General features: G+C 70.3%; 20 protein-coding genes, 1 tRNA gene and 1 pseudogene. 14 read left to right on the top strand and 8 right to left on the bottom strand.

Annotation, left to right across the window (positions count from 1 at the left end; all coding sequences use genetic code 11):
• Positions 1–18 precede the first annotated feature (18 nt).
• Together ACZ7DE_RS26120 and ACZ7DE_RS26125 are read left to right on the top strand one after the other, a co-directional pair.
• Positions 19–861 carry a fumarylacetoacetate hydrolase family protein gene (locus ACZ7DE_RS26120; protein WP_470765192.1) on the top strand — a complete coding sequence of 281 codons (843 nt, stop codon included), beginning with the start codon at positions 19–21 and terminating at the stop codon, positions 859–861.
• Between the two features lie 43 nt (positions 862–904).
• Entirely contained in the window at positions 905–1,399 is a 495-nt protein-coding gene (locus ACZ7DE_RS26125; protein WP_470765194.1) for a VOC family protein, read from the top strand.
• Between the two features lie 77 nt (positions 1,400–1,476).
• On the opposite strand, the gene ACZ7DE_RS26130 is transcribed toward ACZ7DE_RS26125, so the two are convergent.
• On the bottom strand, positions 1,477–2,178 hold the full coding sequence (locus tag ACZ7DE_RS26130) for a TetR/AcrR family transcriptional regulator (protein WP_470765196.1): 702 nt from the start codon (positions 2,176–2,178) through the stop codon (positions 1,477–1,479).
• Between the two features lie 146 nt (positions 2,179–2,324).
• Between ACZ7DE_RS26130 and ACZ7DE_RS26135 the strand changes: the two genes are divergently transcribed.
• Positions 2,325–3,590: an acyl-CoA dehydrogenase family protein gene (locus ACZ7DE_RS26135; RefSeq protein ID WP_470765198.1), complete on the top strand. Its 1,266-nt coding sequence runs from the start codon at positions 2,325–2,327 to the stop codon at positions 3,588–3,590.
• 44 nt (positions 3,591–3,634) lie between these two features.
• A complete protein-coding gene (locus ACZ7DE_RS26140; RefSeq protein ID WP_470765200.1) occupies positions 3,635–4,207 on the top strand; it encodes a flavin reductase family protein in 573 nt (190 codons plus the stop codon).
• 52 nt (positions 4,208–4,259) lie between these two features.
• On the opposite strand, the gene ACZ7DE_RS26145 is transcribed toward ACZ7DE_RS26140, so the two are convergent.
• Positions 4,260–5,816, bottom strand: a complete 1,557-nt coding sequence (locus ACZ7DE_RS26145) for a carotenoid oxygenase family protein (RefSeq protein WP_470765202.1) — start codon at positions 5,814–5,816, stop codon at positions 4,260–4,262.
• Between the two features lie 217 nt (positions 5,817–6,033).
• On the bottom strand, positions 6,034–7,497 hold the full coding sequence (locus tag ACZ7DE_RS26150; RefSeq protein ID WP_470765204.1) for a benzaldehyde dehydrogenase: 1,464 nt from the start codon (positions 7,495–7,497) through the stop codon (positions 6,034–6,036).
• Positions 7,498–7,715: 218 nt separating this feature from the next.
• Here ACZ7DE_RS26150 and ACZ7DE_RS26155 point away from each other — a divergent pair, with 218 nt between their 5' ends.
• Positions 7,716–8,645: a nuclear transport factor 2 family protein gene (locus ACZ7DE_RS26155; RefSeq protein ID WP_470765206.1), complete on the top strand. Its 930-nt coding sequence runs from the start codon at positions 7,716–7,718 to the stop codon at positions 8,643–8,645.
• A gap of 511 nt (positions 8,646–9,156) precedes the next feature.
• A complete protein-coding gene (locus ACZ7DE_RS26160) occupies positions 9,157–9,540 on the top strand; it encodes a hypothetical protein (protein ID WP_470765208.1) in 384 nt (127 codons plus the stop codon).
• Between the two features lie 72 nt (positions 9,541–9,612).
• On the opposite strand, the gene ACZ7DE_RS26165 is transcribed toward ACZ7DE_RS26160, so the two are convergent.
• Positions 9,613–10,587 (bottom strand): SGNH/GDSL hydrolase family protein, encoded by a 975-nt coding sequence (locus ACZ7DE_RS26165; RefSeq protein WP_470765210.1) that lies wholly within the window; start codon positions 10,585–10,587, stop codon positions 9,613–9,615.
• A 337-nt stretch (positions 10,588–10,924) separates the two neighbouring features.
• A complete protein-coding gene (locus tag ACZ7DE_RS26170; RefSeq protein ID WP_470765212.1) occupies positions 10,925–12,430 on the bottom strand; it encodes an RICIN domain-containing protein in 1,506 nt (501 codons plus the stop codon).
• A gap of 548 nt (positions 12,431–12,978) precedes the next feature.
• On the opposite strand from ACZ7DE_RS26170, the gene ACZ7DE_RS26175 reads away from it, so the two are divergent.
• A complete protein-coding gene (locus ACZ7DE_RS26175) occupies positions 12,979–13,197 on the top strand; it encodes a hypothetical protein (protein ID WP_470765214.1) in 219 nt (72 codons plus the stop codon).
• Between the two features lie 15 nt (positions 13,198–13,212).
• Positions 13,213–13,636, top strand: a pseudogene (locus ACZ7DE_RS26180) (hypothetical protein); the annotation flags it as partial.
• On the opposite strand, the gene ACZ7DE_RS26185 reads toward ACZ7DE_RS26180, so the two are convergent.
• Positions 13,625–13,698, bottom strand: a tRNA-Gly gene (locus ACZ7DE_RS26185). The pseudogene ACZ7DE_RS26180 and the gene ACZ7DE_RS26185 sit on opposite strands and share 12 nt — an antisense overlap.
• A 601-nt stretch (positions 13,699–14,299) precedes the next feature.
• Here ACZ7DE_RS26185 and dcd point away from each other — a divergent pair.
• Positions 14,300–14,875, top strand: a complete 576-nt coding sequence (dcd, locus tag ACZ7DE_RS26190; RefSeq protein ID WP_327316674.1) for a dCTP deaminase — start codon at positions 14,300–14,302, stop codon at positions 14,873–14,875.
• A gap of 600 nt (positions 14,876–15,475) precedes the next feature.
• Here the strand turns inward: dcd and ACZ7DE_RS26195 are convergent.
• On the bottom strand, positions 15,476–16,495 hold the full coding sequence (locus tag ACZ7DE_RS26195) for a Yip1 family protein (protein WP_470765216.1): 1,020 nt from the start codon (positions 16,493–16,495) through the stop codon (positions 15,476–15,478).
• 301 nt (positions 16,496–16,796) lie between these two features.
• Positions 16,797–19,088 (bottom strand): (Fe-S)-binding protein, encoded by a 2,292-nt coding sequence (locus ACZ7DE_RS26200; RefSeq protein ID WP_470765218.1) that lies wholly within the window; start codon positions 19,086–19,088, stop codon positions 16,797–16,799.
• A gap of 208 nt (positions 19,089–19,296) precedes the next feature.
• Between ACZ7DE_RS26200 and ACZ7DE_RS26205 the strand changes: the two genes are divergently transcribed.
• The 5 genes from ACZ7DE_RS26205 (at position 19,297) to ACZ7DE_RS26225 (ending at position 24,915) form a co-directional block, all read left to right on the top strand.
• Positions 19,297–20,616: an MraY family glycosyltransferase gene (locus tag ACZ7DE_RS26205; protein ID WP_470765220.1), complete on the top strand. Its 1,320-nt coding sequence runs from the start codon at positions 19,297–19,299 to the stop codon at positions 20,614–20,616.
• A gap of 95 nt (positions 20,617–20,711) precedes the next feature.
• Complete coding sequence (dnaK, locus tag ACZ7DE_RS26210) at positions 20,712–22,550, top strand: molecular chaperone DnaK (protein ID WP_470765222.1); 1,839 nt, start codon at positions 20,712–20,714, stop codon at positions 22,548–22,550.
• Complete coding sequence (grpE, locus tag ACZ7DE_RS26215; RefSeq protein ID WP_470765224.1) at positions 22,547–23,224, top strand: nucleotide exchange factor GrpE; 678 nt, start codon at positions 22,547–22,549, stop codon at positions 23,222–23,224. Before dnaK ends, grpE begins: the two co-directional genes overlap by 4 nt.
• A gap of 57 nt (positions 23,225–23,281) precedes the next feature.
• A complete protein-coding gene (gene dnaJ, locus ACZ7DE_RS26220) occupies positions 23,282–24,457 on the top strand; it encodes a molecular chaperone DnaJ (protein ID WP_470765226.1) in 1,176 nt (391 codons plus the stop codon).
• Between the two features lie 5 nt (positions 24,458–24,462).
• Entirely contained in the window at positions 24,463–24,915 is a 453-nt protein-coding gene (locus tag ACZ7DE_RS26225) for a heat shock protein transcriptional repressor HspR (RefSeq protein ID WP_470765229.1), read from the top strand.
• Positions 24,916–24,931 lie beyond the last annotated feature (16 nt).

Genomic DNA, 24,931 nt, shown 5'->3' on the forward strand with positions numbered 1-24,931 from the left:
GCCAGGAAGGACACCCCCATGCGCTTCGTCTCCTACACGTACGACGGAGAAGCCCACGCCGGAGTCCTGGACGACGAATGCGTCATCCCGTTGAAGGGCGTCCGCGAACTGGGCCGCGACACCCCGGTCGAGGTTCTCGCCGCGCCCGCCCTGGACCGGGCCGGCCGGGTGCCGCTGGCCGAGGTCCGGCTGCGCCCCGTGGTCCCCGAACCGCAGAAGATCATCTGTGTCGGGCTCAACTACCGCTCGCACGTCAACGAGACCAAGCGGGAACTTCCCGCCTATCCCGTGCTGTTCGCCAAGTTCCCGCCCAGCCTGATCGGCGCCGGCGATCCCATCCTCGTCCCCGGGGAGTCCGCCCAGGTCGACTACGAGGCGGAGCTGGCCGTGGTGATCGGCCGCCGCGCCCGCCGGGTGGCCGAGGAGGACGTCCGTGAGGTGATCGCCGGCTACACGATCGCCAACGACGTCACGATGCGCGACTACCAGTACAAGAGCCACCAATGGCTGCAGGGCAAGGCATGGGACGCCTGTACTCCGCTCGGCCCCCACCTGGTCACCGAGGACGAGATCGGCGACCGCGTCGACAAGCTGTCCATCACCCTCAGCCTGAACGGCGAGGTGCTGCAGTCCTCCGACACCTCCCGGCTCATCTTCGACATCCCCACGCTGATCAGCACCGTCTCGGAGTTCACCACCCTGCTGCCCGGCGACGTCGTCCTCACCGGCACCCCGGGCGGCGTGGGCTTCCGCCGCGACCCGCAGGTCTTCCTCACCCCCGGCGACGAAGTCGTCGTCGGCATCGACGGTCTGGGAGAACTCACCAGCCCGGTCGCGTCCGAACCGGCCGGCGCCTCCTGAGGCGCCGACCCGGCACACCCGCACACGAAAGCGAGGCACCCCCATGGCGATCACCGGACTCGGACACACCGGACTGTGGGTCGACGACCTGGAGACCATGCGCGACTTCTACACCCGCCTGCTCGGCCTGACCGTCACCGACGAGGACCCCGAGCGCGGCATCGTCTTCCTCAGTTCCAAGCCGGAGGAGGAGGACCACGAGTTCGTGCTTCAGACGGGCCGCACCGCCCCCGACGGGGTCAGGCTCACCCATCAGATCTCCTGGCGCATCGACTCGCCGGAGACCCTCGTGGAGTACCACCGGCGTTTCCGGGCCGAGGACGTCCCCGTCCAGCAGGAGGTCACTCACGGCAACGCCTACGCCATCTACTTCTTCGACCCCGAGGGCAACCGCAACGAGGTGTACGTACGGGTGGAGAAGGACGTACGCCAGCCCTTCCGCAAGACCCTGAACCTCGACCTTCCGCTCGACGAGATCGAGGCCGAGGCCGAACGGCTCCTCGCCGACGGCACCGAGGCCTACCAGCCGGTCCAGTGACGCCTGGCCGCACCCCTTCGTCGTCGCCCGCGCCGACGCCTTGCGCGGGCACGGGCCCGCGGCGTGCGTGAAGGCGGTCAGGACCTCTCGCGCGCCGCCCACGAGAAGACGTTCCCGGCGCCGGCGGGAACCTTCGGCAGTTCACCGGCGTCCCGGTTGCGCAGCGACCGCAGGAAGACGACCGCCGTCCAGCGGGCCAGCGCCTCCAGGAACGCGGCGTCGCGTTCGCCGTCCACGGCGAGCAGCGCGTCCATCTGGACACCGGCCGCCGCCATCCGGATCAGCAGCCCGGCGTACGCCTCCGGGTCCGGCACGGTGTACCCGTGCCGGACCGCGTCCTCGCGGAGGGTGGTGGCCACCAGGTCGACGACGTGCGGCACGCCCAGCGAGCGGACGGTCTCGATCAGCTCCGGATGCCGAGCCGACTCGGCGGTCATGACGCGCAGGAAGGCCAGGTACTGCGGGGCGCTCGTGGCCTCCAGGACCTTGAAGAAGATGTGCGTGAGCCGGTCCTCGGGGTCGTCGGCGGAGGCGAGCACCGCCCGGTCGAGATCCAGGTCCAAAGAGGTGCCGGCGCGTTCGGTCACGGCGCGGAAGAGCTCGAACTTGTCGCCGAAGTGGGCGTAGACGGTCGTCTTGGAGATGCCGGCGCGAGCCGCCACGGCGTCCATCGAGGTCCGGTCGAATCCGCCGGCCAGGAACAGCTCGACGGCCGCGTCGAGTGCGGCCTCCCGCTTGCTTCTGGGCGCCTTCTTCGGGGGGTGTGCCTGCTCAGCCATCTCGCTCCTCGTCACAGCCTTGCCCTTGCCTGTTGACCACCGACTGGACTCTACCGTACGGTCCAACTGTGCTGGACGGTGCAGTGCAGAATTGCCTCGGGTGCGGTGCCCCGTTTCCTCGCCCCTCCCTCCCCAAGGAGCCATCCATGAGCAAACAGCCCCCGCCCGCCGCCGGCGCCGCATCGGAGTTCCTCAGCGACACCGGCCGACGCATCCGCGACGAGTCGCTGGCCCTGGTCCCGTTGCTGCGGAAGAACGCCCAGGACGGAGAGGCCCTCGGCGCCCTGCCGCCCGAGACGCTCGAGGCGATGCACGAGGCGGGCGTCTTCAAGATCTGTCTGCCGGTCGAGCTCGGCGGATACGCCCTCGGCGCCCGCGACACCGTGGAGATCGTCGCGGCGCTCGGCGAGGGCGACGGCTCGGCGGCCTGGACGGTCTTCGTGGCCGGCGGCATCCGCAACCTCCTCGGATTCCCCGAGCAGACCGTCCAGGAGGTGTTCAAGGAGATCGACACCTGGGTCGGTCCGCTCGTCGTGGGCGCCTCCGTCTTCTCCACCAGCGTGGGGTCCGCCCGCCGGACCGACGGCGGCTGGCTGGTCTCCGGGAAGTGGGCCTTCGGCAGCGGCTGCAAGCACGCGGCCTGGGCGGCGGTCGGCGTGGGCTACGAGGACTCCGAGGGCGGACCGCGCCGTGGGATGGCCGTGCTCCGGCGCGAACAGTTCACGATCCTGGACGACTGGAAGGTGATGGGCCTTCAGGGCACGTCCAGCAACAGCGTCTCCGTCCAGGAGGAGACCTTCGTCCCCGACCACCGCTTCGTCGACATCGCCGACTTCCCCGCCGTGATGGACAGCGTGCAGCGGCGCTACTCCGGCATCGGTTTCCGCAACGGCACTCGCGCACTGATGCTCGTCACCTGCCTCAGCCATGTCGCCATCGCGCTCGGCATGGCCCGCGGCACGCTGGAGTGCTTCGTCGAGCAGGCGAAGGCCCGCAAACCCTTCAACCTGCCCTACCCCAGCGTCGCCGACATGCCCTCCACCCAGGTGGCGGCCGGCGCCGCCCGCGCGATGATCAACCTCGCCGGGCACACGATCCTCCGCCACGCCGACGAGGTGGACCGCCGCGCCCTGGCCGGCACGGACTTCACGGCCGACGAGGAGACCGAGATCACCATGGACCTCGTCTACGCGGTGAAGCTGTGCGCGGAGGCGATCGACCGGCTCCAGCTCACCCTGGGGTCCTCCACGGTCGGCCTGAAGAACCCCGTCCAGCGCTTCGCCCGTGACGTGCGCGTACTGGCCACGCACGGCGCGATCCGCTTCGACCCCCTGGCAGAGATCAGCGGCCGCCAGGCCCTCGGTCTCGGACCGTTCCCGATGTTCGCCGGCGGCGTCCCCCAGGTGGGCTGAGCCCCCTCGCGACCGCGCCCCGAGCGCCGTCCCCGAAAGGACTGATGACCTTGCGCAGCCAACAACACACCTCCCACGCGGCAGTGGACCGTGGGCCGCGACCCGATCCGGCGGCCGCGCTGGACGCACGCACTCTGCGGGAGGCGTTCGGCAACTTCCCCAGCGGAGTGACCGCCGTGTGCGGCATGGCCGACGGCCGGCCGGCCGGCATGGCGGTCAGCTCCTTCACGTCCGTGTCGCTGGAGCCGCCCCTGGTGTCGCTGTGCATGCAGCTCTCCTCCCGGACCTGGCCCCGGCTGCGGGGCCTGCCGCGGCTGGGCCTGAGCGTGCTGGGCGAGGACCAGGGAACCCTGTGCCGGGCTCTGGCGGGCCCGGAGCAGGACCGGTTCGCCGAGGCGGGCTGGGAGGCCGCCGAGGACGGGGCGGTGTTTCTGCACGGCGCCGTCACCTGGTACTCCTGCACCCTGCGCGCCGAGGTCCCGGCGGGCGACCACAGCATCGCGCTGCTGGAGATCGACCGCCTGTGGACCCGGCCGGCGTCCGAGCCCCTGGTCTTCCACGGCAGCCGCTTCCGGCGGCTGGAGAACCACGGGCCGGCGGCACAGCCCGCGGCCTGACCCCGCACACGAGAAGGCGCCCGGCGAGAACCGCCGGGCGCCTTGTCATGTGTCAGTTCCCTTCTGCGCGCCGGGCGACCGCCCGGTCGAGCACCTCCTGACCGGCCCAGTTCCCGTGGAAGCCGAAGGGCACCCGGCTGGGCAGCCTGACCCGGGCCAGCGGGGTGCGGCGCAGGTCGGCCGCGTCGTGGACCAGCAGCTCGGTCAGGCCGGTGAGACGGTTCCACCACAGGGTCAGCAGATAGCCGTCGTCCTCGGCGGTCGCGTTCCCCCTCGCCACGAACACCGGCTCACTCGGGCTGGTGAGGCCCTCGGGACCCTCCACCACGGTGGTCGAGTCGCGCAGGTAGTCGTGCTTGGCCAGGCCGTCGCTCATGGTCTCGGGGGCCAGGGCCCGGGTGGTGACGAAATAGCCGTAGCGGTGCTCCAGACCGGTGTAGGCGTCGTTGATCCGGGGGAACTCACCGGCGACGCCGCCCACCATCTCCTCCGTGGCACGGCCCGTGGCGAGGTCGATCCGCCAGCGGTGCGGCAGCGACGGCGGGAACCAGGAGTGCGAGCCGACCGGGGTGTCGAGGCGGTCGGCGGGGGTGCCCAGGCGGGTGATGCGGTGCCCGTCCACGACGACCTGGCCGCCCTGCTCGTAGGCGTTGTAGAAGTGCGTGTTGGCCCAGTGCCCGCCGACCTCGTGCCAGGTGACGGCATGCGTGCGGCGGTCCATGAGCACGATCTGCACGCCGTGCGGCAGCGACGCCTCGTCCCACACCACACCCGGTTCCCCCCGCAGGATGTGGTCGAGGCGGAACTGGGCCGGGGTCACGAAGAAGATCGCGTAGTTCTCGCTGACCGCGAAGTCGTGCATCAGCACCGGCACCTTGATGTCGAAGCTGTGGGTGTCGATGACCTGCCCGGTCTTCACGTCCGCCCGGTACCAGGTGATGGTCGGCCCGGTCGCCGCGAAGAACAGCAGGTCACCGGTGCCCGGATCGGTCTTGAAGTGCGCGGTGCACAGGACGTCGACATCACCGTGGAAGTCATACGTGCCGAACGTCTCCAGAGTCTCCGGGTGCATCGAGTACGGCAGGCCGCCCTCGAAGTAGACCAGCAGGTGGTCGTCGAAGACGCCGACGTTGGTGTTGGCGACGTTCTTCGCCGGCGGCGCTCCCGCGGGGAGCGGGCCGGGGGCGGCGCCGCCGTTGGCGAAGCCGCTGTAGACCGCCTCACCCCGCTCGACCTCGAACTTCATCGAGTCGGTCATCGCCCAGCTGGTCCGGAAGGCGGCACTGCCCTCGCGCAGGTAGACGCCGGCGACCATGCCGTCGCCCTCCCACCAGTGGTAACGGTCCGGGTCGCGCGGCTCGAAGCGCGGGTTGGAGGAGATGCGGAAGAGCGCCCCGGCCAGGTCGGCGGGGATCTGCCCCTCCACCTCAAGGTCGTATGCCTCGTTCTCCTCGGTCCACGGGGTGAAGGGGCCCTCCAGGAAACGGTTGCCGGTCGCCCAGCCCGGGTCCTGGGGCAGCCGTGGCGGCCGGGGCCCGGCCGCGGCACGCGGGGCGATGGTCATCGGATCCGGCAGGGACGGGTCCGGCCGGGAGGCTGCGGTGGTCATCTGGCTGTCTCCTCATACGGGTGAGCGGGTGTGAGTGAGCGGATGCGGGTGAACAGGTGGGGGCGAACGCAGCCGAACCGCCCGCCTGGCCGCACGCGGACGGCGGACGGCGGACGGTGCGGTGTGCAGCGGACACGGTGTGCCGTGCTCGGCGGACGGCGCTCGGCGCTCGTGTGCGGCGGACGGTGTGCCGTGCCCGGCGCTCGGCGTGCGGGCCTCAGAAGGGGTAGCCGGGAATCTCGCCCCGGACGGTGACCCACTGCTGCTCGGTGAAGGCCTCGAGGTTGGCGGCGGCGCCCCCGTGGCGGGAGCCGTTGCCGGACTCGCCGACGCCGCCGAAGGGGACGGTGGCTTCGTCGTTGACGGTCTGGTCGTTGATGTGGACCAGTCCGGTGGGGATGCGGTCGGCCAGCGCCAGACCCTTGGCCACGTCCCGGGTCAGGATGCCGAGCGAGAGGCCGTACTCGGTGTCCGCGGCCAGCCGAGCCGCCTCGTCCAGGTCCCGGAAGGGCACCACGGGGGCGACCGGGCCGAAGATCTCCTCGGTGTACGCGCGGGCGGTCAGCGGCACGTCGGCCAGCACCGTCGGCCGGTAGAACAGGCCCTCGTACGTTCCGCCGGCCACCAGGCGGGCACCTGCCTTCACACTGTCGGTGACGATGGAGTGGGCCGACCGCAGCTGCCGCTCGTCGATCATGGGGCCCAGCGCGACCCGACCGGAGGCCGGGTCGCCCACCGGCGCCGCGTTCGCCCGCTCGGCCAGCAGCTCGACGTAGTCCTCGGCGATGTCGGCGTGCACCAGGTGGCGGCTGGAGGCCATGCAGACCTGGCCGGCGTGATGGAAGGAGCCGAAGGCGCCGGCCGAGACGGCCTTCTCCAGGTCCGCGTCGTCCAGCACGATCAGCGCCGAGTTGCCGCCGAGCTCCAGGTGCACCCGCTTGAGCCGCCGCGCGGCCGCCGCCGCGATCGCCTTCCCGGCCCGGGTGGAGCCGGTGAACGCGATGACGGGCACCCGGGGATCGTCCACCAGGGCCGCGCCGACGTCGGCGCCGCCGGGCAGCACGTGCAGCACGCCCTCCGGCAGACCGGCCTCCTCGAAGACCCGCGCGATGGTGACGCCGCCACAGATGGCGGTGCGCGGATCCGGCTTGAGGACGACGGCGTTGCCGAGCGCCAGCGCCGGGGCCACCGCCCGCATCGCCAGCACCATCGGCGCGTTGAACGGCGAGATCACTCCGACCACGCCCACCGGACGCCGCCGCGAGAACGACAGCCGCTCCTCCACCGACCGGAGCACCTCACCGTGCGGGGCCGCCGCGAGGGCCGCGGCCTCGTAGCACTCCTCGGCCGACCCGTTGGAGGTCTGGAAGTCGGCGAACGGCCGAAGCGCACCCGACTCCCGCACGATCAGTTCCGCTGTCTCGTCGTGATGCGTCTCGAAGAGGTGCGCCGCCCGCCGCAGCACCCGGGCCCGCTCGACGTACGGCAGTGCCCCCCACGCGCGCTGGGCGCGTTCCGCCCGCGCCACGGCCCGGCCGAGGTCGGCGGGGGCGGCGGCGCCCACCCGGCCCAGGGTCTTGCCCGTGGCCGGCTCCTTCGAGTCGTACGACTCACCCGTCCCCTTGATCCAGCCGCCGGAGAAGATCCGGTCCTGCCAGTCCCTTGCGTCCAGAAAAGTCATGATGTCCCGTTCCAGTCGATGGGGTGTCGGACGCCAACCGCCGGCCGCCCGGATCTCGGAAGGGCGGCCGGGCCGGCCCGCCGATGCGGAGGCGTGCCCGAGGCTGACTTTGTACTGCACCGTACAGTTCAGTAAGTGGAGCGCGCCAGACGCGACGCCCGGAAAGTTCGGCCGACACCCCGCTCCGCACAGGCGGGTCACGGAAGGAGGCAGCCCCCTTGGCCGCCGCACCCCACCACGGCAGCAACTCCAGCAAGCTGCTGATCACCCGCTTCCTCGCCGACGTCTTCGCGGCACGCGACGCCGGCGCGGTCGCCGGCTACGTCACCGCCGACCTGGTCCAGCACGGCGCCGATCTCCCCGACGGCGCGGACGCGTTCGCCGCGTTCCTGCGCGAGGAGTTCGCGCGCGAGCAGGGCGGCCGGTCCGAGCCGGGCGGTCGGTCCGGGCCGGGCGGTCGGTCCGGGCCGGGCGGTCGGTCCGGGCCGGGCGGTCGGTCCGGGCCGCGCGAGCCCGTGTTCGTCGTCGCCGAGGACGACCTGGTCTGCGTCTGCCACTACCTGCCACAGCCGGATCCGGATGTCCCCGGAGCCTCGTTCGACCACTACGCGTTCACCACGTACCGCGTTCGGGACGGCCGCATCGCGGAACGCTGGCCCTCACTGAACAAGATCGCCCCGCCGCGGCTCCCCGAGCCCGGCACACCGTCCCGCACGGTCGCCGTCGCGGACGGCGACCCCGAGGCGAACAAGCGCCTGGTGCTCGACTTCTATCGCTGCGTGTTCGACGCGCGGAACCCGGATGCCGTCCCGGACTTCGTCGCCGAGGACTACCGCCAGCACGTCTCCCACTATCCGGCCGGACGGTCCGGCCTCCAGGCGTTCGTCCGCGGCGTCTTCCCCGACGGCCCGGTGCCGACCCCCGCCGAGCCCCTCAACCCTCCGGTGCTGCTGCTGGCCGAGGGCGACATCGTGGTGCTCGCCGGACTGCTGCCCCAGCCCGAACCCGACGGCAGCGGCGCCCTGTACCCGTACTTCGCGTACGACGCCTACCGGGTACGCGGAAAGCTGCTCACCGAGCACTGGAGCGGCATCAGCAAGGCCGCTCCACCGATCCATCCCGGCTCTCCTCCCGCTCCCGGTTCCTGACCTGCACCGGGTCCGCCGGGCTGCCGGTCGAGCGCCCGTGGAGCCGTGCGAGCGAGAGGTATCGTCAGGGCCGGGACGAGAAGGGGTGGTCGGACGATGGCGTCAGCCACGGGATCGACACAACGCCTGTCCGCACAGCGCAAGCGCGAGATCTACGCCGCGGTCCTCGAACTCCTTCGCGAGGAGTCGCCCCATCTCAGCGAGGAGGGACGGCGCATGCGCGACGCGGTGCGCGCGGCGGCTCCCGGCCTCGCCGAACGCGCCCGCGAGGGGGAGGTGCGGGGCGCACTCGCACCCGAGACGGTCGCGGTGCTGCACGAGATCGGGGTCTTCCGCATCACCGTCCCGGTGGAGCTGGGCGGGTTCGCGCTCGGCGCACGCGACACCGCGCGGATTCAGCGGGGCGACTGTCTCGCCGTCCCTGTCCGCCCTGTTCGCCGCGTCGTTCGTCGGCCTTCTCGTCGGAGGCCTGTTCCTGGACCGGACCGACCGGCCCGGGGTGGTGGTCCCGATGCTCGCGGCGGTGCCGGCGGGACTCGTGATCGCGTTCGTGAACCACGGCTCGACGCCGCTGCTGTTCGTCGCGATGATCCTCCTCGGCTTCTCCTACGGAGCGGAGTCGGCACTGGGGCCGTTCCTCGTCGCGCGGTACTTCGGCCTCGCCTCGTTCGCGCAGCTGCAGGGACTGACGCTGGCGGTCTCCACCCTGTCGCTCGGCCTGGCGCCGTACCTGGTCAGCGCGGCGCAGACGGCGACCGGAAGCTACACGGTGCCGATCCTGGCCCTCACCACGCTGACGATGCTCGCGGTGGCCCTGACGGCCGCCCTCCCGAAGTTCCCGCCACCGTGGGAGATCACACCGGGGGTCGACGAAAGCACCCCCGAGCCGACATAACAGCGCAACGGCACCGACGGCCGGAGCTGCCTCCGGGGTCCGGAGGCAGCTCGTCACGGGAGCGCGCGCGGCTCAGTCCACGCCGAGGCTGTGAAGGATCGCCGGCGCGACGTGGTCGGCGGCGTTCTGGTGGCCCCTGGCATTGGGGTGCACGAAGGCCACCTGATCAGGGACGCGGGTGAAGAGGCCCTCGACCCACTTGCCGGAGTCGCAGACGCTGTGGTCCCGGGAGGAGTCGTAGAGGTTGACGAAGCCGGCGGCCTCGTGGGTGCCGGACGATTTCTCGATGGCCTTGTTGAGGGGTTCCAGGACATCCCGGCGGAGCCAGTCCAGGTCGCCCTGGGTGATCGAGGCGAACTGCTCCAGGTCGTTGTACCGGCACTTGGAGGTGTCCTCGGGGATGACCGTGGGGTAGCCGACGGCCAGGATCCTGGCGTGCGGGGCCCGTTCGTGGAGCGTGGTGAGCATCTGGTCGTAGTCGCGGCTCACCTTGGTCAGCCGGCCGGGAATGTCGTCGGCGAGGTCGTCCCGACACGGGGTGCCGACGCCACCGCTGCCCGAGCCCAGTTGCAGGCACTGGAGGAGGATGTCGGCGAAGCCGAGGCTGTTGCCGCCCGCGCCGACGGTGATCACATCGGTGCCGGGGCCCACCGCCTGGGACTGCGGAGGCACGGGCGGGAACGGGTAGTCCGGGTCCTCGGAGAAGGGCGGCAGGTGACGGCCGATCGGCTCCTGCGCCCTGAAGGTGACGTCCTCGATCGTGGCGGCGCCGCAGCTGACGTTGGTCAGTTCGAGGAGCGAGCCGAGGTCACGGTCGATGACCTGGGGGTAGGACCGGTCGGTGCGCTCGCAGCCGTCGCGGGGGACCTCGAAGGTGTCGCCCGCGGCGTGGATGACCCCGGCGGTGTAGGAGTCGCCCAGGGCGACCCACTCGTAGGACGCCGCGGCGGCGGGTTGCGCCCCGGCGGGTTGTACGGGCGCGAGGGCGCCTGCGGCGAGGGCCGCGGCCGGGACCAGCATGGCCAGTCGAGTGCGGAAGCTTGCCACGAATCCTCCATGGATACGGTGTTGGCGTCGCTTTCGACCCTATGAGTCTCGTCACTCAACGCACTAGATCCAATACGGACAGTGACATTCCGTGTAGTTCGGGGGTGTTTACCGTTGCGGCGGCCAGGTTCTGAAAGGACGGGTCCGATATCCGGACCGCCCGGTTCCGCCGCACGACCGGCCCTGCTCGGTATGTGTGCACTACACGGTGCACGCACCTGGAGCGCACCCCTCTCTACGCGCCGCACGGCTCCGACCGCCTGTCCTGTTAGTGATCACCGTCGGCGCCGGCGCGACCCACGCGCCATCCGGTCAGGTCCCCGCTCCTGCTCGCGCGTCAGCCGACGGTCCACTTCTGGCTCGTCACACCCGTGCCCGTCAGCTGGACGACCGCCGCTCCGGTCGTCGTCGCGTCGTCCAGCACCCCGAGGTTCAGCCCGCTGTGCACGGCCACCAGCATGTACTGGCTGCCGGTGTAACTGCCGACCAGGTCGAAGAAGAACTGCTGGTTGGCGCCGCCGTTGCAGGTCCACTGGATGAGCTGGACGTTCTGCGCGGTCGACTTGTTGGGGACGTCCAGGCAGAGCCCGCTGTTGACGTTCCTCAGCGTGTAGACGTTGTCCGCGACCTTGGTGACGGTCCACCGCTGGTTCGCCCCGCCCGTGCCGGTCCACTGGATGACATTGGCGTTGGTGGCGGTGGAGGAGCCGGTGACGTCGAGCATCAGGGAACTGCCCGAGTTCTTCAGGGTGTGGGCCGCCGCACTCGGTACGCCGCTGTTCGGCGTCCAGGTGCCCGCCTGGACGTCCAGTGACCAGGTCGGGTACTGGCCGAGGTTCACCGTCGTGCCCCTGATGGTCAGCGGCAGCCAGATGAGCTGGGACGCGCCGAGGTCGGAGGGGTTCCAGCGGTCACCGGCATAGATGTACGTCGTGCCGGAGGCGCCGGCCACCGTGATGATGTTGGCGGTCTGGCTGCCGTACGTCCTGGTGCCCGGGGCCGCGAAGTTCCGCATCGGCGCCCAGGTGCCGCCGATGGAGGTGGCGGTGGAGTAGACGTTGTCGTTCAGGCTCCAGCCCGTCAGGTGAGAGGCCAGCAGGTAGTAGATGCCGTTGGCCTTGATCATCGCGGGTGACTCGAAGCTGTTGGCGCCGCCGCCGCTGCCGAGGACGGCGACCGTGCTGACCGGCGTGAGGTAGTCGCTGGAGAGCAGGTCGATGCGCAGACCGTTGTTGCGGTCCTCCGACATCAGGTAGGCGGTGCCGTCGGTGTCCTGGAACAGGCCTATGTCACGGCTCAGTTGGCCCAGCGGGCGGGAGCTGCCCCGATAGTCGTAGGGGCCGCAGGGCGTGCTGCTGGTGGCGACGCCGACCTTGGCCTCGGAGTAGGTGAGGCTGTCGATGTGCACGTACATCACGAACTTGTGGGTGGTGGAGTTGTAGATCACCTTCGGCCGCTCGACCACCCGGGACGGGCCGAGGTCGCCGCTGCTCTGCAGGGGCAACGCGTCGCCCCGGTACGTCCAGTTCGCCAGGTCGGTCGAGCTGTAGCAGGCGATGGCCTGGAAGGACGTGTCGGACGAGGTCACACCCGTCTTGTTCTCGCCGAAGCCGTACCAGGTGTCACCGACCTTGACGATGCCCATGCCGTGGAGCTGCAGGGCGTTGCCGTTGGTGTCGGTCCGTGCCGCGCCGGTCGTGAAGGTCACGGCGGTGGCGGCCTGGGCGGCCGAGGCGGGCATCAGGAGCGCGGCGACACCCGCCAGCAGGGCAAGGAGCAGGACGGCTGCGGTGCGTCCTGGCCCGGTGCCGCGGCTCCGGCCGGAAGACGTTCCTGGGGACATGCTTCTTCACCTCTTCTTCGAGGTCCCGGGCCCGCGTCTGTTCGGAGGCGGGCACGTCGGTGCCGCTCGCGCGTCCACAGCGGGGGAGCGGGGCCGGTTGCGGAGACAACGGGTACGGCGGTGGCCTGGTGGAGCGGTGTCCTGGTACGGCGGGGCCGGGTCCGTGACCGGCTGACGGGGGGACGTACAAGTCCGCCGCCTGGCGGGTCAATGACAACTGTCGGCAGAAGCGCTGTCAAGGCATCGGCGTTGGTTTATGTTTCCTTTTGACTGAACTCGCTGGGCAATCGGAGTGACGGGCGCGGCAGGTGACGACCTTTCACACGCCGACGACTTGAGCTTGGGAAGGCCCGTCCGTTGACCTCTTTGTGCGCTGGTTTCTGACGCTTTGCGCCTTCGTCGCATCGCCCTTGAGGTGCAACCCGTACGCACACCGTTGACCAGACGAAGGTCGGCGCGTAGAACAACTCCTGCGAGTCGTCATGGTTCGTTACTGGTGGGTTTTGTTTGGGCAGTGACGTGCGGACGTCATCTCCCTGGTCGGCGGGGTGCTCCAGTGGTCGGTGAAGCACCGCGGCACGACCGTCCTCAACCCCTCGGCGCTGGGCCTGGTGCTGAGCGACGGCAACGAACTCGGCTCGCGCAACGTGTCGGTGACCAGGTGTCAGCACTGGACCGAGGACGGCACCTGGACGGTTTCCTCCCACGTGAAAACTCTGGTAGTTCCATCGGTCGCCGCACTCACGTCGACGCCGACAACATGGTGATCCGCGTTCGCGTCGCCGAACCGGCGCACCTCGTTCGGCCGTAAGCGGCGTCGGGCCCGTGCTGTCGCCGGTTTCCCGGACGGCTTCCGCTTCTACGACCTTCGGCACACCGGACACACGCTCTCGACCCGTTCGGGGCGCGACCCTCAAGGACACGATGGTCCGCGTCGACCAGTCGTCCGAGAAAGCCGCGCCGATCTATCAGCACTCCGACGAGGAGCGACAGCGGGATCTCGCGGCCGGCCTCGACGACCTGGTCTGCGCCGAACGTGCGAAGCGCCACAAGGGAAGGGATCACGACCCCGCGCACCACCATGAGAAGCCCACAGGCAGCTGGCTACGCCCTTATGGTGCGGATGCGGTGCGCACCCCGTCCACTGGTCTGGACAACAAAGAACCCCCGGGTCATCGACCCGGGGGTTTCGCATGGAGCGGGTGACGAGAATCGAACTCGCGCTCTCAGCTTGGGAAGCTGATGTTCTACCATTAAACTACACCCGCGTAAGACGCCGGTCGGCACCGGTGTCGGAACGCTCCGTCACTCTACCTCATGCCAGGCCCCGGGCGCTGAAGCCCTGGGGCCTGAGTGCGTTTCAGCGGCGGGATCAAGCTGCGGACGGCCGGAGTTGGGGCGTACGGTGGGGGCGTGGAAGTGGGGTCGGGCGGGGTCGGAGTGCCGCCTGGAGGGCCGTCCCGTTCGTCCCGTAATGTGGCTTTCAGTGTCCGGCGAGCAGTAGCCGGACGCGGCTCTTTGGGGAAGGGACTCTAGGACTTGATGGAGCGCACCGTCGTCCGTTGTGCCGATGGGCACGTGTTCAGCACCACTTCGTTCCCGATGCAGCAGGCCGAGCGGCTCGGTCCCGGGCGGCTTGTCCGGTGTCCTCGTTGCGCCCGGCTGCGCAACGCCGTACCGGTGATTCTCGAGAGGCGGTGACGGCGGGGAAGCGGTGCCCGCACGAGGAGCGGCAGCCGTGAGGCCAGAGGTCGCCGTAGTGCGTAGCGGCACGTAAGACGTAGTAGGGGACAGAGGCGGCAGCTTGCCGCCCGGCGCGTGGAGTCGTCCGATTGTGGTGGCTCCGCGCGCCTTGCGTATCCTCGGGACGTGCTTCTCTCAGACAAGGACATCCGGGCCGAGATCGACGCCGGACGTGTACGGATCGATCCCTACGACGAATCCATGGTGCAGCCGTCGAGCATCGATGTCCGGCTCGACCGGTACTTCCGGGTGTTCGAGAATCACCGGTACCCGCACATCGACCCCTCCGTCGAGCAGGCCGATCTCACCCGGCTCGTGGAGCCCGAGGGCGACGAGCCGTTCATCCTGCATCCCGGTGAGTTCGTGCTCGCCTCGACGTACGAGGTCATCACGCTGCCCGACGACCTGGCCTCCCGGCTGGAGGGCAAGAGTTCGCTCGGGCGGCTCGGCCTGGTCACCCACTCCACCGCCGGGTTCATCGACCCCGGCTTCTCCGGGCACGTGACGCTGGAGCTGTCCAACCTCGCCACCCTGCCGATCAAGCTCTGGCCCGGGATGAAGATCGGCCAGCTGTGCATGTTCAAGCTCAGCTCGCCGGCCGAGTCCCCCTACGGCAGTGAGCGGTACGGCTCCAGGTACCAGGGTCAGCGGGGCCCGACGGCCTCCCGTTCCTTCCTGAACTTCCACCGGACCCAGGTGTGAGCGGCGGCGCGGAGCCGGCACGCGAGAACCTCACGTAGGAGCAGTGCGGGACGGCCGTCCGCGAGCCGGCGCAGGCCATCGCCGACGGCGGGTACGTGCCCGACGCCGTTCTGAGCGTCGCCCGACGGGAGTCTTCGTCGCGGACGGGCTCGCCCCGTGCGGATCAGGCGGTCGGGGCCTGGTGAAAGCGACGTCCGGCAGCCCGTCCTGGCGATCACCGTATTCGTCCCGTCCTGCGCCTACGGCCACTCGTGGCTCGAGTTCGGTCACACCTGAGGTGGATCGGTCCAGGTGGCCGTGCCTGCCCTGTTCGAGGTGCCGAACCCGGGCAACGTACAGGAAGCTGTGCCTACGCCCGCAGAGATCGGGGCCAGGGTCGGAAAGCGCCTGGACGACGTTGCCAAGATCTTGGCCGGCGCCCTCGTGACCGTCGCCGGCGTGATGACCGCACTTACTTCGCGCCGCCCGGTCCTCGAGAACAGCAGCCGGTCACGCGCCAGGCATGCGCTTCAGGGAAGGCCCGTCTCCGGGGAAGGGAAAGCCCCCGACGGGGGACCGTGCGAGGTCCGTCCGCGGGGGCCTTTCGGTGTCCGCCGGCCGTCAGAACGTGCCCAGCTTGACGATCGACAGCAGCGCGATCAGCTGGATCGACGACGCGCCCAGCGCCTTCGGCCACGGCAGGTCGTGGGAGCGGCTGACCATCAGGGTGAGGAGGGCGCCGGCCGCCACCCAGGTCGCCCAGCCCAGCAGCTGTACGAACGAGGCGTCGCCGCCGAAGAACATCGCGACGACCAGGCGCGGGGCGTCGGTCAGGGACATGATCAGCATGGAGAGGCCGACCGTGGGCTGCCAGGCGCCGTCGCCGCCGAGCTGGCGGGCCAGCGTGTGGGTGACGACGCCCAGCACGAAGGAGCTGAGCACCATCGCGACGGCCGTCGTCAGGACGATCGGGATCGCGTTGGAGAGCGTCGCGTTGATCGCGTCCTTGCGCGCGCCGTCGAAGCCGAACACCGCGAGCAGGCCGTAGAGGAACGTGACGACGAGGGCGGGGCCCCACATCGTGTAGTCCCGCATCTGCAGGAACGTCTGCTTGGGGGCGAGGACGATGCCCTTCAGCAGTTCCTTCCAGTGCAGCCGTGGGCCGACCGGGCCGGCCGGGGCCGAGCCGGCGTGGTACGTACCGCCCTGGTTGTACGGGTCGTACTGCTGGTGCTCGTCGATCGAGAAGGCCTGGGTGTGGCCCGGGTTGTTCGCGGCGTACGGGTCGTGCGGGACGCCCCCCGGAGCGCCGGCGCCGGGACCGCCCGGAGCCCCGTACGGGGCGTCGCCGCCGAAGTACTCCGGCTCGTCGCCGTTCTGGCCGCCGTATCCGCCGCCGTTCCCCTGCGGCCACTGGCCGCCGCCCGTGCCGCCGTACTGCGGTCGCTGCGGCGGGTACGGCTGCTGGGCCGACGGGTAGCCGTACGAAGGTCCCGACGGCCCGGACGGCGCCGAGGGGCCCGACGGTCTCGGGGACCTCGACGGTCCCCGGGGCGTCTGCTGCCCGTACGGAGGGTTTTGCGGTCGCGCTTGCGGGGCGCGGTCGTCCCGGCCGCCGCGTCCGATCCTGAATCCAGCCACGTCTTCGAACGTACCTGGTCCCGAAGAATGACGTGCCAGGGCCGCCGTCCGCGCACGGCTTTGCTGCCGAGCTGTGACATCCCCTAAGGGGACGGACGCAGCTGGAGTCAGTGGTTGTCCGGGGGAGCGCCCTCAGGGTCGTCAGGGTTACAAGGGTCGGGAATACCGTGGGAGTTGAGAGGGAGCGGCGAGGGGGAGGGGCGGAAGGGGGCGGGCAGGGAACGGCGACGCCCCCGTGTCCGGGCGGGACACGGGGGCGTCGGTGCGGCCGTACGGGCTACTTCACCGGATCCGGCTGCGGCTACTTCACTGGCTGCGGTTCCGGCTCGTCGGCGGCCTGCGTGCCGTCGGCCGGGGGCTCGTCGTCGACCGGGGTCTTGACCGACTCCAGGAGGAGCTGGGAGACGTCCACGACCTGGATGGACTCCTTCGCCTTGCCCTCGTTCTTCTTGCCGTTGACCGAGTCGGTCAGCATGACGAGGCAGAACGGGCAGGCCGTCGAGACGATGTCGGGGTTCAGGGAGAGGGCCTCGTCGACGCGCTCGTTGTTGATGCGCTTGCCGATCCGCTCCTCCATCCACATCCGCGCGCCGCCGGCGCCGCAGCAGAAGCCGCGTTCCTTGTGGCGGTGCATCTCCTCGTTGCGCAGGCCCGGCACGTTGGCGATGATCTCGCGCGGCGGCGTGTAGATCTTGTTGTGGCGGCCCAGGTAGCAGGGGTCGTGGTACGTGATGATGCCCTCGACCGGGGTGACCGGGATCAACTTGCCCTCGTCCACCAGGTGCTGCAGCAGCTGGGTGTGGTGGATGACCTCGTAGTCGCCGCCGAGCTGCGGGTACTCGTTGCCCAGGGTGTTGAGGCAGTGCGGGCAGGTGGCGACGATCTTCTTCGCCGACTTCGGCTTCTTCGACTCGGGCGTGACGTTGCCCTCGTCGTCCGTCTCCTCGCCGAACGCCATGTTCAGCGCCATGACGTTCTCCATGCCGAGCTCCTGGAACAGGGGCTCGTTGCCGAGACGGCGGGCGGAGTCACCGGTGCACTTCTCGTCGCCGCCCATGATCGCGAACTTCACGCCCGCGATGTGGAGCAGCTCGGCGAAGGCCTTCGTGGTCTTCTTCGCGCGGTCCTCGAGGGCGCCCGCGCAGCCGACCCAGTACAGGTACTCGACCTCGGTCAGGTCCTCGATGTCCTTGCCGACGACCGGCACCTCGAAGTCGACTTCCTTCAGCCACTCCAGGCGCTGCTTCTTGGCCAGGCCCCAGGGGTTGCCCTTCTTCTCCAGGTTCTTGAGCATCGTGCCCGCCTCGGACGGGAACGCGGACTCGATCATCACCTGGTAGCGGCGCATGTCGACGATGTGGTCGACGTGCTCGATGTCCACCGGGCACTGCTCGACACAGGCGCCGCAAGTGGTGCAGGACCACAGGACGTCCGGGTCGATGACGCCGTTCTCCTCGGCGGTGCCGATCAGCGGGCGCTCGGCCTCCGCGAGAGCCGCCGCGGGGACGTCCTTGAGCTGCTCCTCGCTCGCCTTCTCCTCGCCCTCCATCGTCTTGCCGCCGCCTGCCAGCAGGTAGGGCGCCTTGGCGTGGGCGTGGTCCCGCAGGGACATGATCAGGAGCTTGGGGGAGAGGGGCTTGCCGGTGTTCCAGGCGGGGCACTGCGACTGGCAGCGGCCGCACTCGGTGCAGGTGGAGAAGTCGAGCAGGCCCTTCCAGGAGAACTGCTCGACCTGGGAGACGCCGAAGACGTCGTCGTCGCCGGGGTCGGTGAAGTCGATCGGCTTGCCGCCGGACGTCATCGGCTGCAGGCCGCCGAGGGCCGTCCCGCCGGTCGCCTCGCGCTTGAACCAGATGTTCGGGAACGCCAGGAAGCGGTGCCAGGCCACGCCCATGTTGGTGTTGAGCGAGACCACGATCATCCAGATGAACGAGGTGCTGATCTTCACCATCGCGGTGAGGTAGATCAGGTTCTGCAGCGCGCCGACGCTCAGCCCCTTGAAGGCCAGGACCAGGGGGTATGAGGCGAAGTACGCGGCCTCGTAGTGGTCCACGTGGTGAATCGCGCCCTCGAGGCCGCGCAGGGTGTAGATCGCGAGGCCGATGGTGAGGATGACGTACTCGACGAAGTACGCCTGGCCCGCCTTGGAGCCCGCGAAGCGGGACTTGCGGCCCGCCCGCGAGGGCAGGTTCAGCAGCCGGATCACGATGAGCACGGCGATGCCGAGGATCGTCATCACGCCGATGAACTCGATGTAGAGCTCGAACGGCAGGAAGCCGCCGATGACCGGCAGCGTCCAGTCGGCCTCGAAGAGCTGGCCGAAGGCCTGCGCCAGGGTCGGCGGAAGAGTGAGGAAACCGACGGCGACGAACCAGTGGGCGAAGCCGACGATGCCCCAGCGGTTCATCCGCGTGTGGCCGAGGAACTCCCGTACCAGGGTCACGCTGCGCGCGTAGGGGTTGTCGGTCCGGGTTCCGGCCGGGACCGGCTGGCCCAGTTTGAAGTACCGGACGAACTGACCGATGGCGCGTGCGAGCAGCGCGACGCCGACCACGGTCAGGACCAGCGACACGATGATCGCGGCGAGTTGCATTTGGGGGCTCCTCGGGCCTGCGAGGGGGACTTCGTCAGTGATTACTAAGCGGTAACTTATGCAGTCCGTCTGAGACTACCCCGTATTCTCCGTCGCACTGTAGCGGGATGCGGAGTGATCTGAATCGCTGAGGGTTGCCTCAGGATCCGGCCACAACCCGGCCGTGTTATTCGTACCAAATTGGTACATTTATGACTAATTTATATCCGTGCTCTACGGGATCGTCGCCGCCGCCATCGCCCTGTTCCTCTCCGCCGTCCTCGCCGCGCTGCTGCGCGTGCCCGCTCTGCGTCTCGGACTGCTCGACCGGCGGCAGCGCCAGCGGCGGGTACCGCTGTTCGGGGGCGCCGCCGTCGTGCTCGCCACCTGTCTCGTCGCGGTCGTCGGCGACCGGGCCGGCATCGCCCCGCTCGGGGACCGGATCGAGGTGCTGCTCGTCGCCGCGGGCGCCGTCGCCGCGCTGGGGCTGATCGCCGACGTGTGGCGGCTCCACGTCCGCCTCCTGGCGGTCGGCACCGCGGTCGCGGCGGCCTTCGTGGTGCCCTACGGCGACACCGGGCCGCTCGCCGGGGTGGTCGGCGTCGCCTGGATCACCTTCGTGGCCCTCGCCTTCCGGGCCCTCGACCACGCCGACGGGGTGGCCGGGACCGTCGGGGTCGTCACGGCCTTCGGGGTGGCCGCCTGCGTCGCCGTCGAGGTCATGGACGGGCTGGTGGTGCTGCTCAGCGTGTTCGCCGCCGCGCTGACCGGGTTCCTCATGCACAACTGGCCCCCCGCGCGCGTGGCGCTCGGCGCGTGCGGCTCGCTCTTCGCGGGCTTCCTGCTCGCCGCGGCCGCCGTGATCGCCCGCGCGGGACAGGATCCGGTCGCCGGCACGGGAGTGCTGTTCGCGCTCACCGCGGTCGCCGGGGCCGACGTCGTCCTGGTGGCCGTGTCACGGCGACTGGCCGGACGGCCGCTGCTGCGCGGCGCGCCCGACCATCTCGCCCACCGGCTGCGGCGGCTCGGGCTCACCCCCCAGGGCGTGACCGTGCTGCTCGGCGTCGCGGCGTTCGCGACCGTGCTCGTCGGGGTGTTGGCGCACGCCGGGTGGGTACAGGTGTCGGCGGTGCTGTGGGTGGCCGGCGGGATGCTCGTCGTCGTGCCCGGGCTGCTGCGCGTCTCGGTGTACGGGCCTCCACGCGCGCGTGCGGGACGTGCGGCTCCTGAGGGCCGCGGCGGCCGAACCGGTGGCGCGCGCGACGCGCGCGCGAGCCGTCGTGAACCCCGTGATCCCCGGGACGCTCGGGGTGACGCTCGGGATCCCCGGGACGCTCGCGATCCGCGCGCGCCGCGTGCGCGTCGGGCTCTTCAGGAGGAGCGGCCCGCCCCGCGTCCCGGGCCGCGCACGGAGTCGCGTCCCGCCCCCGTGTACGCGCCCCGGCGTCAATCTGAGGCCGCTGGATCTCACCCGGATTCCGGGCTGCGACGAGCAGGGCGCTCCGTATCCGCGCAGGTCAACGCCTCCTTGCGTGTAAGGAACGGATAAGAGTTGAGTGGGGCCGACTCAGGTCTGTTGACCGAGCGGTGGCCGTCGTGCACACTTGAGTCCGTTCCACTCAAGTCAGCTGGAGGAAGATCACCATGGCACGTGCGGTCGGCATCGACCTGGGCACAACCAACTCCGTCGTCAGCGTTCTGGAGGGCGGCGAGCCCACCGTCATCACCAACGCCGAGGGTGCCAGGACCACGCCGTCCGTCGTCGCCTTCGCCAAGAACGGCGAGGTGCTCGTCGGCGAGGTGGCCAAGCGCCAGGCGGTCACCAACGTGGACCGGACCATCCGGTCCGTGAAGCGCCACATGGGCACGGACTGGACGATCGAGCTCGACGGGAAGAACTTCAACCCGCAGCAGATGAGCGCGTTCATCCTGCAGAAGCTCAAGCGCGACGCGGAGGCCTACCTGGGCGAGAAGGTGGCCGACGCGGTCATCACCGTCCCGGCGTACTTCAACGACTCCGAGCGTCAGGCGACGAAGGAAGCCGGCGAGATCGCCGGTCTCAACGTCCTTCGCATCGTCAACGAGCCCACCGCGGCCGCGCTCGCGTACGGCCTCGACAAGGACGACCAGACGATCCTCGTCTTCGACCTCGGCGGCGGCACCTTCGACGTGTCGCTCCTGGAGATCGGTGACGGCGTCGTCGAGGTGAAGGCCACGAACGGCGACAACCACCTCGGCGGCGACGACTGGGACCAGCGTGTCGTCGACTACCTGGTGCAGCAGTTCAAGACCGGCCACGGCGTGGACCTCGCCAAGGACAAGATGGCCCTGCAGCGCCTGCGCGAGGCCGCCGAGAAGGCGAAGATCGAGCTGTCCTCGTCCACCGAGACCTCGATCAACCTGCCCTACATCACGGCGTCCGCCGAGGGCCCGCTGCACCTGGACGAGAAGCTCACCCGCGCCCAGTTCCAGCAGCTGACGGCCGACCTGCTGGAGCGCTGCAAGACGCCGTTCCACAACGTCATCAAGGACGCCGGCATCAACCTCTCCGAGATCGACCACGTCGTTCTCGTCGGCGGCTCGACCCGCATGCCCGCCGTCGCCGAGCTCGTCCGCGAGCTGACCGGCGGCAAGGACGCCAACAAGGGCGTGAACCCGGACGAGGTCGTCGCGATCGGCGCCTCGCTCCAGGCCGGTGTCCTCAAGGGCGAGGTCAAGGACGTCCTGCTCCTCGACGTCACCCCGCTGTCCCTCGGCATCGAGACCAAGGGCGGCATCATGACCAAGCTGATCGAGCGCAACACCACGATCCCGACGAAGCGTTCGGAGATCTTCACGACGGCCGAGGACAACCAGCCGTCGGTGCAGATCCAGGTCTACCAGGGCGAGCGCGAGATCGCTGCGTACAACAAGAAGCTCGGCATGTTCGAGCTGACCGGTCTTCCGCCGGCCCCGCGCGGCGTCCCGCAGATCGAGGTCTCCTTCGACATCGACGCCAACGGCATCATGCACGTGACCGCGAAGGACCTGGGCACGGGCAAGGAGCAGAAGATGACCGTCACCGGCGGCTCCTCGCTGCCGAAGGACGAGGTCGACCGCATGCGCCAGGAGGCCGAGCAGTACGCGGACGAGGACCACCGCCGCCGCGAGGCCGCCGAGGCCCGCAACCAGGGCGAGCAGCTCGTCTACCAGACGGAGAAGTTCCTCAAGGACAACGAGGACAAGGTCCCCGGCGAGGTCAAGACCGAGGTCGAGGCCGCCGTCGAGGAGCTGAAGGCCGCGCTCAAGGGCGAGGACACCGCCGAGATCCGCACGGCCACCGAGAAGGTCGCCGCGGTCTCGCAGAAGGTCGGCCAGGCCATGTACGCCGACGCGCAGGCCGCGCCCGGCGCCGACGCCCCGGGCGCCGACGCCCCGAAGGCCGACGACGACGTGGTGGACGCCGAGATCGTGGACGACGAGCGCAAGGACGGTGCCGCGTGACGGAGGAGACCCCGGGCTTCGAGGAGAAGCCCGACGTCCCCTCCGGCGCCACCCCTGACGACGCCGAGCCGAAGGCCGCCTCCTCCTCCGCCGAGGCGGAGGGGGCGGCCCCGGACGGGGACGCGAACCAGACAGCCGGTCTGGTGGCCCAGCTGGACCAGGTGCGCACCGCGCTCGGTGAGCGCACCGCGGACCTCCAGCGCCTCCAGGCCGAGTACCAGAACTACCGCCGCCGGGTCGAGCGCGACCGGATCGCGGTCAAGGAGATCGCCATCGCGAACCTCCTGACCGAGCTCCTGCCCGTGCTCGACGACATCGGCCGCGCGCGGGAACACGGCGAACTCGTCGGCGGCTTCAAGTCGGTGGCCGAGTCGCTGGAGACCGTCGCGGCGAAGATGGGCCTGCAGCAGTTCGGCAAGGAGGGCGAGCCCTTCGACCCGACGATCCACGAAGCCCTCATGCATTCGTACGCGCCCGACGTCACCGAGACGACGTGCGTGGCGATTCTGCAGCCGGGGTATCGAATCGGCGAACGCACCATCCGCCCCGCGCGGGTGGCCGTGGCCGAGCCGCAGCCCGGCGCGCAGCCCGCGAAGGCCGACTCCTCGGAAGCGGGCGCGGCCGCGGCCGAGAACGCCGACGACAAGGAGAGCGGTGGCCCGGACGAGGGCTGAGCTTGAGACGACCGGTGCGCCGGTCGTTGTGACGACGCGAGAGGAGGGACGTCGAGGATGAGCACCAAGGACTTCATCGAGAAGGACTTCTACAAGGTTCTCGGCGTCCCCAAGGACGCCACCGAGGCCGAGATCAAGAAGGCTTACCGGAAGCTCGCTCGCGAGTACCACCCGGACGCCAACAAGGGCAACGCCAAGGCGGAGGAGCGCTTCAAGGAGATCTCCGAGGCGAACGACGTCCTCGGCGACCCCAAGAAGCGCAAGGAGTACGACGAGGCACGCGCCCTCTTCGGCAACGGCGGCTTCCGCCCGGGCCCGGGCGCCGGCGGCTCCTTCAACTTCGACCTGGGCGACCTCTTCGGAGGCGGCGCCCAGGGCGGCGGCGCCTCCGGCGGCTTCGGCGGCGGCATCGGGGACGTCTTCGGCGGACTGTTCAACCGCGGTGGCGCCGGCACGACCCGTACCCAGCCCCGGCGCGGCCAGGACATCGACACCGAGGTCACCCTGACCTTCACGGAGGCGATCGAGGGCGCCACGGTCCCGCTGCGGATGTCCTCGCAGTCGCCGTGCAAGGCGTGCTCGGGCACCGGCGACAAGAACGGCACCCCGCGCGTGTGCCCCACCTGCGTCGGCACCGGCCAGGTCGCACGGGGCTCGGGCGGCGGTTTCTCGCTGACCGACCCCTGCCCCGACTGCAAGGGACGCGGCCTGATCGCCGAGCACCCCTGCATGGAGTGCAAGGGCAGCGGCCGCGCCAAATCCTCCCGGACCATGCAGGTCCGCATCCCGGCAGGGGTCACGGACGGCCAGCGCATCCGGCTGCGCGGCAAGGGCGCGCCGGGCGAGCGCGGCGGCCCGTCGGGCGACCTGTACGTCGTCGTCCACGTCGGCTCCCACCCGGTCTTCGGCCGCAAGGACGACAACCTGACGGTGACCGTGCCGGTGACGTTCACCGAGGCGGCCCTGGGCGGCGAGATCAAGGTCCCGACGCTCGGCGGACCGTCCCTGACGCTGAAGCTGCCGCCCGGCACGCCCAACGGCCGCACCATGCGCGCGCGGGGCAAGGGCGCGGTCCGCAAGGACGGCTCGCGCGGCGACCTCCTGGTCACCGTGGAGGTGAGTGTCCCGAAGGACCTGTCGGGGAAGGCTCGTGACGCGCTCGAGGCGTATCGCGAGGCGACCGCGGGCGAGGACCCGCGGGCGGAGCTGTTCGAGGCCGCGAAGGGAGCATGAGAGTGATGGACGGCCGTCGACGTAACCCGTATGAACTGACCGAGGAGACCCCGGTCTACGTCATCTCGGTGGCGGCCCAGCTCTCCGGCCTGCACCCGCAGACGCTGCGCCAGTACGACCGTCTGGGCCTCGTCTCCCCCGACCGCACGGCCGGCCGGGGGCGGCGCTACTCGGCCCGTGACATCGAACTGCTGCGCACCGTCCAGCAGTTGTCGCAGGACGAGGGCATCAACCTGGCCGGCATCAAGCGGATCATCGAGCTGGAGAACCAGGTGGCGGCTCTCCAGGCCCGGGCCGCGGAACTGCAGGCGGCGCTCGACGGCGCGGCGGCGGCCATGCAGCAGCGCGAGGCCGCGGTGCACGCCTCCTACCGGCGCGACCTGGTGCCGTATCAGGAGGTGCAGCAGACCAGCGCGTTGGTGGTCTGGCGCCCCAAGCGGCAGCAGGCGTCGGACTGAGCGGGACGCAGCCGGA

The sequence above is a fragment of the Streptomyces sp. NPDC037083 genome (assembly GCF_055606485.1).